Here is a 13,850-nt window from a genome sequence, read left to right as displayed (position 1 = left end):
CCCTCTCCAATTTCTATAGCAGGCTGACCAAATCTGTTTTCATTGGATCTCCTTTCAGGAGTTCCATCTCAATGATCGTCCATAGTGCGATCATTGCCGGCGAATCCTGCGTACCTCGATTGAAAATAAATGCTCGATATCCAACCACTCAAGCACCCCGCGGTCCAGATTACATACCATATCCCGGACTTCCCACCATCATAACAACGTTTTACACCTGCCGCGAAATACGGCCACGCGCAGACAATCCAACCGAACGAACTCATCCTCTGAATATGTACTGGGCCATATGTATCAGAGCGGGTCGTAGCAAAGAACCACCAAGCAACCCAGTTCAGGAAAACGAAGGCGAGAGGGATTGTAATCGTAAGGAAGCCGCCCAATCCGACCCTTGAATGAAAACAAAGAAATCATAGTGTCTCCGCTTCGCAACGATGTTGGATTTAAAAGACCATCAAGGCATGAACATTGCCACTGCGGCGGCGCCCATTACCAGGGTGGCAATCCAGCCGAGTGTTAAAAGCGGTAATCCAATTCGGTAAGCACCCATCACAGATTTGTTTGAAGCAAGCAGAATCACCACCACCATCAAAGGAACGGCCACGACCCCGTTTATTACCGCACTCCAAAATAAGGCCTTCATGGGACTTATGGGGGAATATTGAATCACAAGCCCGAGCAAAATACTAACTGTGATAATGCCATAAAAGCCCCGTGCGTCAGTTGCTTTGAGTTCAAGACCGGATTTCCAGCCCAGAGCTTCAGATAATGCGTACGCACCGGCCCCGGCCAGAACAGGCACGCCAATGAGACCGACACCAAGAATGCCAAGTGCGAACAAAATATAAGCAAAATTGCCCGCCAGCGGCTTAAGCGCAGAGGCTGCTTGGGCAGCGGTTTCAATATTTGTTATGCCCTGTACGTTCAATGTGACCGCGGTAGCCAGTATAATAAAGAAGGCCGTGACGTTGGAATATAGCATACCACTCCAAGTATCCCAGCGTATGCGCTGAAGCTCCCTAGGGGCGGCGGCCGCATCCCTTGAAAGGGGAGCTTCATTGTTTCTTCCATGCATTTCTTCTACTTCCTCTGAAGCTTGCCAGAAAAAAAGATAAGGACTGATCGTAGTGCCGAAAACACCGATGATCATGGCAGCGGGATTAGAATCCACGGCAAATGTCGGCCACATCGTGCGCCGCGCCACTTCCGCCCACGGAACGTGCACAGCGAATAAAACACCGGCATACGCCAGTAAGGAGAGTGTGAGCCACTTGAGGAAATAGACATAGCGATGATACGGGATGAATACTTGAAGCAAAAGCGTCGCAACTACAAACAAGGCTGTCATCAGATGGCGGTCGACACCACTGACCAGTTCGGCAACTTCACCCATCGCTGCGACATCAGCGGCTATATTAAGTACGTTGGCGATTAACAGCAACAAGACAACGCTTCTGACAACAATTGGCGGATACGTTTGCTTGATATTGGCGGCCAAACCCTTTCCTGTGACGCGACCAATGCGACCGCACATAGATTGCATTGCCGCCATCAGCGGGAAGGCAACAGGCATGGTCCACAGCATATTGAAACCAAACTGAGCACCAGCCTGAGAATAGGTTGCAATTCCACTGGGATCATCGTCCGCCACGCCAGTAATCAGGCCCGGCCCCACACGCGACAGGGGGTGCTGTTTTAGGCGTGACCAAAGAAACTCAAACCGAATCCCTGTTTGAGACTTCTTCATGCTTCCTTTGCCAAGTGCCATGAGCCCGCCCCTAGATCAGTCTAGAACCAATTCGGGTATTTTTCGAATATCAGTTCGACCAGAATACAGACGTCAAAGCCCGCTTCGCTTTAAGAAAAAACTATCGCGAATGCATCCTATTCAAGGTATACCTTTGCGCCTAGTTCCGGCAACAATATTCAAGGGAGATCCGTTTTTCGAAGGATCCGCGGGCCGTTGAGCTCGATCTTAAGCGTGAACGAAGCGATCAACTCACAGAAACACCGCTTTATTGCAGTATATCCGCACAAAAGACGGCAACGCACACACGATTGAAAGCGATGGCACGTGCATGCCTGACTGTGCATATCGCTCCTGAGATCAAAAACTCTGATTTAATTTGATCTCAAACAATGCGACGCAATTTTGCAGCTGTTATTGTCTATGCTGTCGGCAAAAATTTCGGGCTAAAATTCTTTAAACGCAGCGTGAGACCAATAATCTAAATAGCATTGTGCTAGAGCGCATCCCGAAAAGTGTGAAACGGTTTTCGGAAAAGATGCGCGTAAAAACAAATGATTAGAGCGCCGATCTGATCCAATCAGATCGAAACGCGCTCTAGTGTAGTCGATCTGAAGCAAAGGAAATGCGGCTTGGACAAGCAGCTGATTACTTTCAATGCCGGTTCGTCCAGCGTGAAAATCGGTTTTTTCGCGTATGATGGGGAACAGATCGTAAAATTCTCCCGAGGTGGGATCGATCTGAACGGCTCACCCTTAACCTTTCGCTTACGGGGAGAACTTTGCAACCTAGATATCGTATTAGATACATCTGGTGCAGATGAGATCGCTGTGATCGTTGAAGAACTTTTCTCGAGGCTCTCGACGCATACAAATCTCTCCCGTATGCTGGCAGTTGGCCACCGGGTGGTTTTCGGCGGTGACCAATTCATCCAGCCAATCTTGGTCGATGATAAGCACATCAACGCAATTGAAAGATTGTCAAGTTTTGCTCCGTTGCACCAAGCGAAAAGCGTCGCTTTAATCAGAGGCATCCAAAAGCTCTTTCCGCACGTCAAGCAAACCGTATCCTTTGATACTGCGTTTCATCAAACTATCCCGGAAGTCATTCGCCGCTTCGCGCTTCCACGTGAATTCCACGAGCGTGGCTTAAAGCGATATGGCTTTCATGGCCTCTCCTATAAGTCGATAATCGGCAGTTTTTCCCAGAAGCAGCCAAAGCTTGCTGTCGGAAGGATCGTAGTCGCACATTTAGGCAGCGGAGCCAGTCTTTGCGCCATCAAGGGGGGCAAAAGCATCGATACAAGCATGAGCTTCTCGACACTGGACGGTATTCCGATGGCAACCCGCTGCGGAGCACTCGATCCGGGCTTGCTTCTTTATTTTCTGCAACAAGAGAACATGTTTCCAGATGCGCTATCAGATTTGCTCTATCATCGCTCGGGCCTTCTCGGACTCTCCGGAATAAGCGGTGATACGCGCGATCTCCTTGAAAGCAACGCACCCCATGCCCGTGAGGCTCTTGAAGTATTCACTCTGCGTATAGCTGGTGAAATTGCCCGTCTTGTTTCCACTCTTGGCGGTCTCGACGCACTCATTTTCACTGCCGGAATTGGGGAGAACCAGCCAGAGATTCGCGCTGCGGTTTGCCTACGCCTCTCTTGGCTAGGGATAGATCTCAATATTAGTGCCAACAATCGAAATACGTTCCGGATCACCACCAACTCGAGCCGTACGGCTGCATTTGTACTTCCTACCGACGAAGAACGTATCATCGCCTTGGAAACACTTCAGGTTCTTGAGAACAGCGCCGCTTAAACCATAACTGACATGACTGCGTAAATCAGTGAAGGAGACGAAGCATGAGCAGGGCATCACCTCTTGGTCCTCTTAATTCCGAGGAGCTTTCGCTAATTGATCGATATTGGCGCGCGGCCAACTATCTATCGGTAGGGCAGATTTACCTCATGGACAATCCGCTCCTGCGCAAACCGCTTGAACCGGAACATATTAAGCCCAGATTGCTCGGTCATTGGGGTACGACGCCTGGCCTCAATTTCATTTATGCTCATCTTAATCGCATTATCAAGCAACAGGCTGCCAATGTAATCTACATATGCGGCCCCGGTCACGGCGGTCCGGGCATTGTGGCGAACACCTATCTCGAAGGAGTGTACTCGGAGATATACCCCGCAATAAGTCAGGACGAAGCAGGCATGGGCAAGTTATTTCGCCAGTTTTCATTTCCTGGCGGCATACCAAGCCACGTCGCGCCTGAAACACCAGGTTCAATTCATGAAGGCGGAGAACTTGGATACTCCCTCGTGCATGCCTATGGCGCCGCTTTCGACAACCCAAATCTGGTGGTTGCTTGTGTCGTAGGCGATGGCGAAGCAGAAACAGCAACGCTTGCCGCTTCATGGCATTCAAACAAATTTCTCAATCCCTCCCGCGATGGCGCAGTCCTGCCGATCCTGCACCTCAATGGCTACAAAATAGCGAACCCTACTATACTCGCGAGACTAGCAGATAATGACCTAACGAACTTGTTCATCGGTTATGGCTACGAACCGTTCTTCGTCGAGGGCAGCGAGCCGGAAGCAATGCATCAGAAAATGGCGCAAACACTTGACGCGGTCTTCGAACGTATTGCTACAATCAAGAAGAATGCCGATGTTAAATCACCAGAACGTCCGTTCTGGCCCATGATCATCCTGCGAAGCCCGAAAGGCTGGACGGGTCCCAAAACAGTCGACGGTCAAATTGTAGAGAATTACTGGCGTTCGCATCAGGTGCCTGTTGCGAACTGCCGGGAAAACAGCGGACACAGAAAGATCCTCGAAAACTGGCTAAATAGCTACAGTCCGGAGGACTTGTTTGACGAAATGGGTACATTGAAACCCGAATTACGTGAGCTCGCTCCAAAAGGCGAGTTACGCATGGCTGCCAATCCACATGCCAATGGAGGATTGCTGCGCACCGAACTTCACACACCCGATATCCGTAAATATGCTGTGTCTATGGATCAACCTGGCGTGAAAGAGGCACAATCAACAAGAATTTTTGGTGAATATCTCCGTGACGTTCTAATGCTGAACGAACATGAGAAGAACTTTCGCATATTTGGTCCAGACGAGACAGCTTCCAACCGTCTCGGCGCTGTTTTCGACGTTAGCGACCGTGTATGGATGGCTGAAACGCTTGATACAGATGATCATCTGTCGTCAGACGGGCGGGTATTGGAAGTATTAAGCGAGAACTTGTGCCAAGGTTGGCTCGAAGGCTATTTGCTGACCGGAAGGCACGGGTTCTTCTCTTGCTATGAAGCTTTCATCCACATCGTTGATGCGATGTTCAATCAACATGCGAAATGGTTGCAGGTTGCGCAAAAATTGGAATGGCGAAAGCCTGTATCGTCACTCAATTATCTCTTGACGTCTCATGTGTGGCGTCAGGATCACAACGGTTTCTCTCATCAAGACCCAGGCTTTGTTGATCTCGTCGCCAACAAAAGTGCAGACGTGGTTCGAGTTTATTTTCCACCGGACGCCAACACGTTGCTGTGGGTTGGCGATCATTGCCTGAAAACCTGGAACCGAGTGAACGTGATAGTGGCGGGGAAGCAGCCAGAACTACAATGGCTCGCAATGGAGGACGCCATACGCCATTGCGAAGCGGGTCTGGGCATATGGGACTGGGCCGGGACGGAAGACGGTCTGGAACCAGACATACTGATGACTTGCGCGGGCGATGTCCCGACCATGGAAACCCTTGCTGCGGTTGATCTACTGCGTCAGTCTCTACCGCACCTGCGCATCCGCGTTGTCAATGTCGTGGACCTGATGGTTTTACAGTCACCGCAGCATCATTCGCACGGTATTTCTGATGAAGATTTTGACCTGATGTTCACAACCCACCGTCCGGTCATCTTCGCTTATCACGGCTATCCTTATCTCATTCACAGGCTCATTTATAAACGCGCCAACCACCCTAACTTCCACGTGCGAGGCTTCATCGAAAAGGGGACAACGACAACGCCTTTCGATATGGCGGTTCTCAACGAACTGGACCGCTTTCATCTGGCGATTGAGGCGATAAGGCGTTTGCCATTAAACAACGAGGTAGCGCTACCTCTGATTGCCAACTTCGAGGAAAAACTGACATTGCATAAGAAATACGTTTGCGATCATGGCGAGGACATGCCGGAAATCAGGGATTGGAAATGGCCTTACACCAGATGAACCAGGCGTTCTCAAAACCGCCCACGAAAGCCGTATCGAATGATTAAATCCTCTGGCCCTTGAAGAAGGAAGACAAACTGTGCTGAAGCTGAAGTTTCTGGGGGGAGCCGGAACTGTGACCGGTTCAAAATTCTTGCTCTCATTCAATGCGAATAACATTCTCATTGACTGCGGGCTTTTTCAGGGACTGAAGAACCTACGAGGGTGGCGTCGCCTTAACCGATTGCGGACGTCGTGAGTTCTTGAAGGGCGAATTTCAGAGCGCAGTCGACAATGCGATTTCACGCCAGGTAGTGACGGCGATTGCGCGGAGTTGGCGGTGTTCGTCGGCGGTCAAGCATTTGCGGTGAAGGAGAAACAGATTGGCGGTCTGGCCGTGAGTTGAGACGAAGCGTTGACATTGTCGCGCGGACTTGAAGCGCATCATACGTTGCTCTCGTCGTCGTACTGGTAGATGCGAATTCTCAGCTCGATTGTTCAATCTCTTGTGCGAGCGATGTTCGACGCCAGGCATCAACTCGGCCTTCGCGGCCGAATAGGAACGCAGCTTATCGGTTACCATCACGCGGGGTGGTCCCCCGGGCCCTTGAGCAGTTTTCTCATCAAACGAAGCGCTGCTACCTTGCTCCTTCGGCTTTGCAGCAGGGCATCGAGGACGTAACCGTTGGCATCTACGGCGCGCCACAGCCAGTATTTCTTTCCCTTGATCGTCACCACCATCTCATCGAGCTGCCACTTGTCGGCAAAGTGGCCTCGTGAGCGGCGGCGGAATTGATGAGCGAACTTCAAGCCGAATTTCGCCGCCCACTCGGCGACGGTCTGAAACGTGACGATGATGCCGCGCTCCGCCAACAGATATTCCACGTCGCGCAGGCTCAACGGGAACCGATAATGGAGCCACACCGCATGTGCGATGATCTCGGCAGGAAATCGGTGGCGTTTGAAGTGGGCATGTCGGGCTTCGGTCATGACGCTTGAATAACAAGTCAATTCAAACCAGCCGGTTAAGGCGACGCTATCGTGGAGGCCGTTGTTCGCAGGCTTTCGCGAAAATCATTCCCCCTTCTTGATTGGGAGGAACTTAAATGCCGAATTGGTCAAAGTCCTTGCTCGGACAGGTGTGCATAGCACTTGTTCTCGGTGTCACCGCTGGCTTCTTCATACCTGACATGGCGATGCAAATGAAACCGCTCGGCGATGGTTTTATCAAACTGATCAAGATACTGGTTCCAGCGATTGTCTTTTGTGTGGTTGTACATGGAATTGCTGGCGCTGGCAGCCTCACCAAGGTTGGGCGCGTCGGCGTCCGGGCTCTTATCTATTTCGAGGTCGTCACCACAATCGCGCTCGCGCTCGGCATCGTTGTTGCATATGTCTTTGGTCCGGGCCACGGCATGAACATCGATGTCAGCAAGCTCGATGCGTCCGCCCTTTCCACCTATGTGGAAAAGGCACACGATGTCTCCAGCGGCGGCACGGTAGAGTTCCTGATGAAGCTCATACCCACCACGATTGTGAGTGGTTTCGTCCAGGGTGACATCCTGCAGGTACTTCTGGTTGCTATCCTCTTTGGTTGCGCACTTGCACAAGTTGGCGAGCGCGCCAGGCCGCTTCTCCATATCATCGAGATGGCTGGCGAAGTCGTCTTCAAAATCATGGCATTTATCGTTCGCCTGGCACCGTTTGGCGTATTTGGCGCCATAGCCTACACAGTCGGCAGGTACGGCATCGGATCATTGGCGCAACTGGGCTACCTGGTGGTTTTGTTCTACCTGACAATTGCGCTTTTCGTCGCCATCGTACTCGGTTCCATACTGAGGGCTGCCGGTTTCAGCATCGTGAAGCTGCTGCGCTATTTGCGCACTGAAGTCAGTATTGTTGCGGGTACAGCCTCGAGCGATGCAGTCTTGCCCCAGACCATGCGCAAACTTGAACATCTGGGTATAAAAGACTCCACAGTCGGCCTCGTCATCCCAACCGGGTATTCGTTCAACCTTGACGCATTCTCGATATAATTGACACTTGCCGCCGTATTCATAGCCCAAGCCACGAATACCCCACTTGCGTTCGGCGATCTCCTGGCAATTCTCGGTGTTGCTTTGGTAACGTCCAAAGGTGCTCTTGGCCGGGTTCGGCGATTGTCATTCTTGCCGCGACGCTGGCAGCCATCCCCAGCATCCCTGCCATAGGGCTGGTCCTTGTACTCTCGGTGGATTGGTTCATGGGCATTGCGCGCGCACTCGGCAACTATATCGGCAATTGCGTGGCAACCGTCGTCATCGCATCCTGGGTAGGCGATATTGATAAGGATCGCGCCCGCAGGATACTGGACGGACAAAGCGTGTCGGCACCGGATTTACCGGTTGTCGAAGCAATCACGCAGAACATTGGCAAGCCGGATCCGCTATCCCGACCGCAGATGTGACGCGATGAAAAACCTGCATCAGATGGTTTCCAAATACGGATGGAAGGGAAACCATCTGATATTGCAGCTTTGTACGAATAGTTTTCTACAAGGGTTGCTGAGCTCTATACAGGAAAAGCGATAAAACGGACTTTTAGAACTCCGCGAGCAAACCATTCCCTCATCAATGCGAAGATGTGCACGACGACGTAGAAAAGAACGAAACTCTATCGGTTAGACCGAAGGCAACGGGTGAGGAAACGGGCAATAGACCTACGACCCTTCTGGCATCAGCACGCAACGGTGCCCCGGCCTCAACCGTGTGACGTGCGTAAATCCGGCCTGAGGACAGTCGGAGCGCAAATCGCCCGCCCGCTCGAACTTATCCTTCTTGTGACGGCCGGCACTTCGATTTGAAAAGACATTTTTATTCTGACAAACCAGATACTCAACATACAGGAGAGCAGAATCAAACATTATGCATTGTGAAAGTTTGCGACACGGAAATCGTGGATACGATCTGCGCCAAACAGGAACCAATTTTCAGTTGAACACGGCTTCGCCATAAGTATTGTGTGGATTCACCCCAATCAATCGCACAGTCCAATCCAGGCACGAAAATAAAATGAAACTTTTTTACACCGCCTTCATTATTGCAATTGCCACCACTGCTAGCGCGAACGCGGAAAGAAAGCCCACAATTCTGGATCTCGCTGAGCAGGGTTATGAAATTAAATCGGCGACGGGAAACTATGTATTTTTGCAGAATGAAGAGAAAATTTACATCTGTTCCTTTCTGCAGGTTAGCGAATACAATGTTGCCTCGGGTGACATTGATGCCATCAAGTTCGACTGCGCTGCCGTGGTCAAGTAATTTTGCCACAAGATCCGGCGCGCACCATAGCCGCTCCAGTTTTCATCCAGATTAGTCAGTTCGGACAGATAATGAAAATAGTAGTTTTTGCTCTCGCCGTGATCCAGATCGTGATTGGTCTGTTGTTTATCATTGACGCCCCTTCAACGCAGCGATTGATACTGGGGACAATATCATTTGGACTCGGATCAGTTTGTTTTGGACTTGCAGTGATGATCGGGCAGCTGGATTCCATTCGATTCAACCGCAACTAATCTGTTCTCGGGGTCCGCCTTGAAGCAAAAAACTGAATCCGTTCCCCACCGCAGCTCGAGTATCAAAGCCGGCTTTGTTCAGTTACCGGATCAGGTTGATCCCACACCCAAAGTTCATTCGTCAGACTACGGCACATCGGGAGCTTCGGCACCAGATTGACATTGTTCTCCCGAAACATCCTCTTTAGGTGGCAAAATGATCATTCTGCAGAAACCTGCTCTTTCCTTGAAATGCCGAGTTCAGAAGTGCTTCTTGTTCGAATGTGCCACTGCCCCAACGAGATAGAGAAACGGTAAGAATGGCTGACGATCGTAGCATTACTATCACCTATGCGCCGAACGTGGATCAGATACCGGACTATGTTCTGGGCTTTGAACATCAGGCCTATCAAAATTACCGGATGATGTTCGACCGGTCGTGGGATCGGCATTTCTGGTGGATCAGAACGAACCTTTCCTTTTGGTCCGCCGTTGTTGCCGGCCTCATTTGTTCTGTAACGTTGGCATTTATCCCCGGGGCACGGGCCAGCCTTGATTATTGGATCCTAGCGCCTGCGCCTCTTGTCGCAATTGCTGTATGGCTTGTCCTGTGGATCGGCTCGAAAAAGTCAAATCGCGAATATAGTGAAACCATAGCGCACTGGAATATCGAACAGGAGCTTGCCTTCTCTCCTCACTTCCATGTCAAAATTGGACCAACGGGCTTCAGACAGGCCACACGAATCTATACGATCGAACTGAGTTGGGCGATGTACCATCATGCAATCTTGCAGTCAGACAATCTGATCCTGGTTTTTCAAGGCACTGTCGCAGTAATTCCAAACAAAGCGCTACCGACAGCTCCCCAGGATATTGTCAATCGGATCCATTTATGGTCTGCGGCCCAGCAAAACGAAATAAAGCCTTTGCTCACTCTGTGAGATTTAACCACGGGCTACAATTCGGATGTGCTTCCTTGAGATGGCCAGCAAGGCAATCGACATGCCCGCACTGTTGTCGAATGCGTCAATTCAGCCAAACACGTCAGCCGTCTTCCTGACCATGCCCTCGACGTCAGCCCAGCTACACAGACTACCATCGGGGGATAATCTGTGTGCTCGACATGCTCCTTGAATAACGACCCTTTATAAATGTTCCCCCTCGCGGAACAACTAGGTAGGCATTCAACATCGCGCGCTCGTCGTAGCGCAAGCTCACGCTGTCGTCGTGAAGGCGATAGTTCCTGATTGAGAATTGCTCCCTTCACAAATCGGCAACGAAAGGTGTTGCAGGGTTTGGGAGTTTTGTGACACCAGAGGCGGCAATCTACCAGAATGAGTGGCGATGAAAGCAGATCTGACGTAATACTCCTAAATGCCCGCTGCTGTTTCGCCGAGGATCGCCGATTTTGTGAACGCCCTTCCGTTGAAGGAGGGGCTTCGCATACTCGAAATCGGATGTGGTCCAGGTGTTGCCGCACGAGAGGTCAGTCGAAACATTGGAAGCGGCTTCGTGCTTGCCATAGATCGGTCCGAAAAGGCGATACGCCTGGCGCGCACCGGATCAGAGCAAGAAATTGAATCAGGCCGCCTGGAGTTTAGGCAGGTGGCAATTGAACATCTCAAGCTTTCAGCACGTGATGAACTTTTCGACATGGCGTTCGCAATGCGCGTCGGTGCACTGGATGGCCGTCATCCAGAAGTCACCAGGCTTGCAATCAAGAGCATCAGGGCTGCACTGAAACCAACGGGCAGGCTGTTCATCGATGGCGGCAATCCGTTAAGAGAAGTTTCGCTGCAACCTTGACTGTCGAGCCGAGGAGCGCCACGTCATTGTGAAACGTGGCTCTATCAACAATTTCGAAGCGACGCTCCACCATAGTCATGGCGACCACCTGTTGCTCAGCCAGCACTAGGCCGAAAGCTCTCTTCTGATAATCTCCGCACCTGCACTCAAGGCCCGCAGCTTTCCAGTCGCCACTTGACGAGACAAGGGTGCCATGCCGCAGTTCGTGCAAGGATAGAGCTTGTCGGCATCGACGAACTTAAGGGCTTTCCGCAGAGTGTTGGCAACTTCCTCCGGGGTTTCCACGGCGTTGGTTGCCACGTCGATGGCGCCCACCATCACCTTCTTGCCTCGAACAAGTTCGATAAGTTCGATTGGAACATGCGAGTTATGGCATTCCAGCGAGATTAGATCGACACTCGATTTCTGTAGCTTGGGGAATGTTTCCTCATATTGCCGCCACTCTGTTCCCAGGGTCTTTTTCCAATCTGTATTGGCCTTGATGCCGTAACCATAGCAAATATGCACGGCAGTCTCGCACCGAAGCCCCTCCATTGCCTTCTCGAGGGTTTCGACGCCCCAATCATTCACCTCGTCAAAGAAGACGTTAAACGCCGGTTCGTCGAACTGGATGATATCGACACCGGCAGCCTCCAGTTCCCTCGCTTCGTCATTGAGGGCCTTGGCGAATTCCCAGGCCAGCTTCTCTCGACTTTTATAATATGCATCATAGAGCGTATCGATCATGGTCATTGGCCCCGGCAAGGCCCATTTGATGGGCTGCCGGGTCTGCTGACGTAAGAACTGGGCGTCTTCGACAAAAACCGGCTTTGGACGCGATACAGCACCAACGACTGTCGGCACACTCGCATCATAGCGATTGCGGATCCTGACCGTTTCACGCTTTTCAAAGTCAACTCCGTCAAGGTGCTCGATAAACGTCGTGACAAAATGCTGGCGTGTTTGCTCGCCGTCACTGACGATGTGAATGCCTGCCTGTCGCTGATCGTCCAATGCCAGACGCAGGGCATCCCGTTTACCTTCAATCAACTGCTCATCCTGCAATTTCCAGGGGGACCAGAGTTTCTCAGGTTGTGCAAGCCACGAAGGTTTAGGCAAGCTACCAGCGGTAGATGTGGGCAACAGTTTTTTCATGATGGGCGACCTTATGTATCGACTTACTAAAGGGAGTAATTGGCAGACCATTCTTCAAGAACGGTCTTATATGGCTTCATGAAGTGCTCCTCAGCAAACCTCCCCTGCTCAACAGCAAGCCTGCTACGCTCTTCGCGATCGTAGACAATGCGAGTCAGTGAATAGTCCTGATGGTTCAAATCTGGCTGATAACAGGCCCCGGCCACGGAATTGGCGTTATAAATCTCGGGTCTATAGATCTTCTGAAAGGTTTCCATCGTGCTGATCGTGCTGATGAGTTCAAGATTGGTATAATCGCCGAGGAGATCGCCGACAAAATAGAAGGCAAACGGCGCAACGCTGTTCGGCGGCATGAAGAAGCGTACCTTTAACCCCATTTTCTGGAAATACTGATCCGTCAAAGACAGTTCATTTTGTTGATATTCTGCGCCCAATACAGGATGGCGATTTCCAGTACGATGATATGTTTTACTGCTGGAGACACTCAGGCATATGACTGGCGGCTTACGAAACTGCTCTTTGTAAGTATTCGAGTTGAGGAAGCATTTGAACAGTTTTCCATGGAGGTCCCCGAAGTCATCCGGAATGCTGAACGTGGTGCGACCATTATTGTATTCGGGCAGCACGACGCTGAAGTCATAATCACGCACGTAAGAAGAGAAATTGTTCCCAACGATACCTTCGACGCGTTCATTTGTCTTCCGATCGACGATATTCGCTCTCAATATTTCAATGAGTGGGAAAGTATTCTTGCTGCCTTCCGCATCAATGACCATCTCCACCGAAATAATCTCGAGTTTAACGGAATAGCGATCGCCTGTTGGGTTGTCCCAATGCACCAGCGCGTTGAAACGGTTGTCAATCATCCTCAAGGCGTTGCGCAGGTTCTCCTGGCGATTTTCTCCTCTGGCCAAATTGGCAAAATTCGTCGTGATACGCGTACTGTCCAAGGGGAGATAGTTCTCATCAAAATGATGGCTCTTGACGCGGAATGTAAAGTCGTGACGCATCGTGATCCGCGGGCGATCGACGACCGGCCCGCCCCTGGCGGCGACTGGAATTGCGGTTTGAGACATGGCTTACCCCAATAAGTTGGGGGCATGGGTCAGCGGACACATAGCAAAACAGACCGTTAGACGGTCTTCGCTACGGCACACCGGGACACCCCGCCCGTGGACGTTATTTTGCCAAGGCAGGTCTCCTGGCTCGCGGGTCATTGCTCTCGTCCGTCTTCCCAGGGAGAACCCCAGTGACAATCTGGACGTCAGCTTGCCGCTTACAGTTGCGGGGGCAGCGCCGGCTTTCCCGAATGAGACGGGGCACGGACTTCCCTCTTAGCTCCGGCGTATCGAACACGACAGCCGGAGAACCTAGGCATTACAATCTTCCTGCATCGGCCACATAATGTCAAT

Annotated in this window: 9 protein-coding genes, 2 pseudogenes and 1 riboswitch; of the genes and pseudogenes, 6 read left to right on the top strand and 5 right to left on the bottom strand. The window is 51.2% G+C overall.

The window, feature by feature from the left end; all coding sequences use genetic code 11:
* Window positions 1–68 precede the first annotated feature (68 nt).
* Together CES86_RS28350 and CES86_RS20335 are read right to left on the bottom strand one after the other, a co-directional pair.
* Window positions 69–383, bottom strand: a complete 315-nt coding sequence (locus tag CES86_RS28350; RefSeq protein ID WP_432475235.1) for a DUF805 domain-containing protein — start codon at window positions 381–383, stop codon at window positions 69–71.
* Window positions 384–454: 71 nt separating this feature from the next.
* Entirely contained in the window at window positions 455–1,768 is a 1,314-nt protein-coding gene (locus tag CES86_RS20335) for an NRAMP family divalent metal transporter (RefSeq protein WP_208617829.1), read from the bottom strand.
* Window positions 1,769–2,379: 611 nt separating this feature from the next.
* On the opposite strand from CES86_RS20335, the gene CES86_RS20330 reads away from it, so the two are divergent.
* Window positions 2,380–3,564: an acetate/propionate family kinase gene (locus tag CES86_RS20330; protein ID WP_094515220.1), complete on the top strand. Its 1,185-nt coding sequence runs from the start codon at window positions 2,380–2,382 to the stop codon at window positions 3,562–3,564.
* 44 nt (window positions 3,565–3,608) lie between these two features.
* Complete coding sequence (locus tag CES86_RS20325) at window positions 3,609–5,987, top strand: phosphoketolase family protein (RefSeq protein ID WP_094515219.1); 2,379 nt, start codon at window positions 3,609–3,611, stop codon at window positions 5,985–5,987.
* A gap of 256 nt (window positions 5,988–6,243) precedes the next feature.
* On the opposite strand, the pseudogene CES86_RS20320 reads toward CES86_RS20325, so the two are convergent.
* A pseudogene (locus CES86_RS20320) lies at window positions 6,244–6,890 on the bottom strand (IS6 family transposase).
* A gap of 182 nt (window positions 6,891–7,072) precedes the next feature.
* On the opposite strand from CES86_RS20320, the pseudogene dctA reads away from it, so the two are divergent.
* The 4 genes and pseudogenes from dctA (at window position 7,073) to CES86_RS20295 (ending at window position 11,304) form a co-directional block, all read left to right on the top strand.
* Window positions 7,073–8,412 (top strand): annotated as a pseudogene (dctA, locus tag CES86_RS20315) (C4-dicarboxylate transporter DctA).
* Between the two features lie 604 nt (window positions 8,413–9,016).
* Window positions 9,017–9,265 carry a hypothetical protein gene (locus CES86_RS20310; RefSeq protein ID WP_010660401.1) on the top strand — a complete coding sequence of 83 codons (249 nt, stop codon included), beginning with the start codon at window positions 9,017–9,019 and terminating at the stop codon, window positions 9,263–9,265.
* Window positions 9,266–9,818: 553 nt separating this feature from the next.
* Window positions 9,819–10,439 carry a hypothetical protein gene (locus CES86_RS20300; RefSeq protein WP_029928543.1) on the top strand — a complete coding sequence of 207 codons (621 nt, stop codon included), beginning with the start codon at window positions 9,819–9,821 and terminating at the stop codon, window positions 10,437–10,439.
* A 433-nt stretch (window positions 10,440–10,872) separates the two neighbouring features.
* Complete coding sequence (locus tag CES86_RS20295) at window positions 10,873–11,304, top strand: class I SAM-dependent methyltransferase (protein ID WP_010660404.1); 432 nt, start codon at window positions 10,873–10,875, stop codon at window positions 11,302–11,304.
* A 105-nt stretch (window positions 11,305–11,409) separates the two neighbouring features.
* Here CES86_RS20295 and CES86_RS20290 read toward each other — a convergent pair whose 3' ends face one another.
* Together CES86_RS20290 and CES86_RS20285 are read right to left on the bottom strand one after the other, a co-directional pair.
* The gene (locus CES86_RS20290; RefSeq protein WP_094515268.1) at window positions 11,410–12,438 is read right to left on the bottom strand and encodes a methionine synthase; all 1,029 of its coding nucleotides are present in this window, start codon (window positions 12,436–12,438) and stop codon (window positions 11,410–11,412) included.
* Window positions 12,439–12,464: 26 nt separating this feature from the next.
* Window positions 12,465–13,448 carry a DUF1852 domain-containing protein gene (locus tag CES86_RS20285; RefSeq protein ID WP_094515267.1) on the bottom strand — a complete coding sequence of 328 codons (984 nt, stop codon included), beginning with the start codon at window positions 13,446–13,448 and terminating at the stop codon, window positions 12,465–12,467.
* 164 nt (window positions 13,449–13,612) lie between these two features.
* Window positions 13,613–13,827, bottom strand: a riboswitch (cobalamin riboswitch).
* Window positions 13,828–13,850 lie beyond the last annotated feature (23 nt).

The organism is Brucella lupini (assembly GCF_002252535.1).
In the GTDB taxonomy this organism is placed as follows: Bacteria; Pseudomonadota; Alphaproteobacteria; order Rhizobiales; family Rhizobiaceae; genus Brucella; species Brucella anthropi.
This window is presented reverse-complemented; position numbering and strand designations above follow the sequence as displayed.

Coding starts and splice junctions, on each gene's coding strand:
- CES86_RS20335 (WP_208617829.1), bottom strand. CDS start 1,768: ATGGCACTTGGCAAAGGAAGCATGAAGAAGTCTCAAACAGGGATTCGG.
- CES86_RS20325 (WP_094515219.1), top strand. CDS start 3,609: ATGAGCAGGGCATCACCTCTTGGTCCTCTTAATTCCGAGGAGCTTTCG.
- CES86_RS20310 (WP_010660401.1), top strand. CDS start 9,017: ATGAAACTTTTTTACACCGCCTTCATTATTGCAATTGCCACCACTGCT.
- CES86_RS20300 (WP_029928543.1), top strand. CDS start 9,819: ATGGCTGACGATCGTAGCATTACTATCACCTATGCGCCGAACGTGGAT.
- CES86_RS20295 (WP_010660404.1), top strand. CDS start 10,873: ATGCCCGCTGCTGTTTCGCCGAGGATCGCCGATTTTGTGAACGCCCTT.
- CES86_RS20290 (WP_094515268.1), bottom strand. CDS start 12,438: ATGAAAAAACTGTTGCCCACATCTACCGCTGGTAGCTTGCCTAAACCT.
- CES86_RS20285 (WP_094515267.1), bottom strand. CDS start 13,448: ATGCGTCACGACTTTACATTCCGCGTCAAGAGCCATCATTTTGATGAG.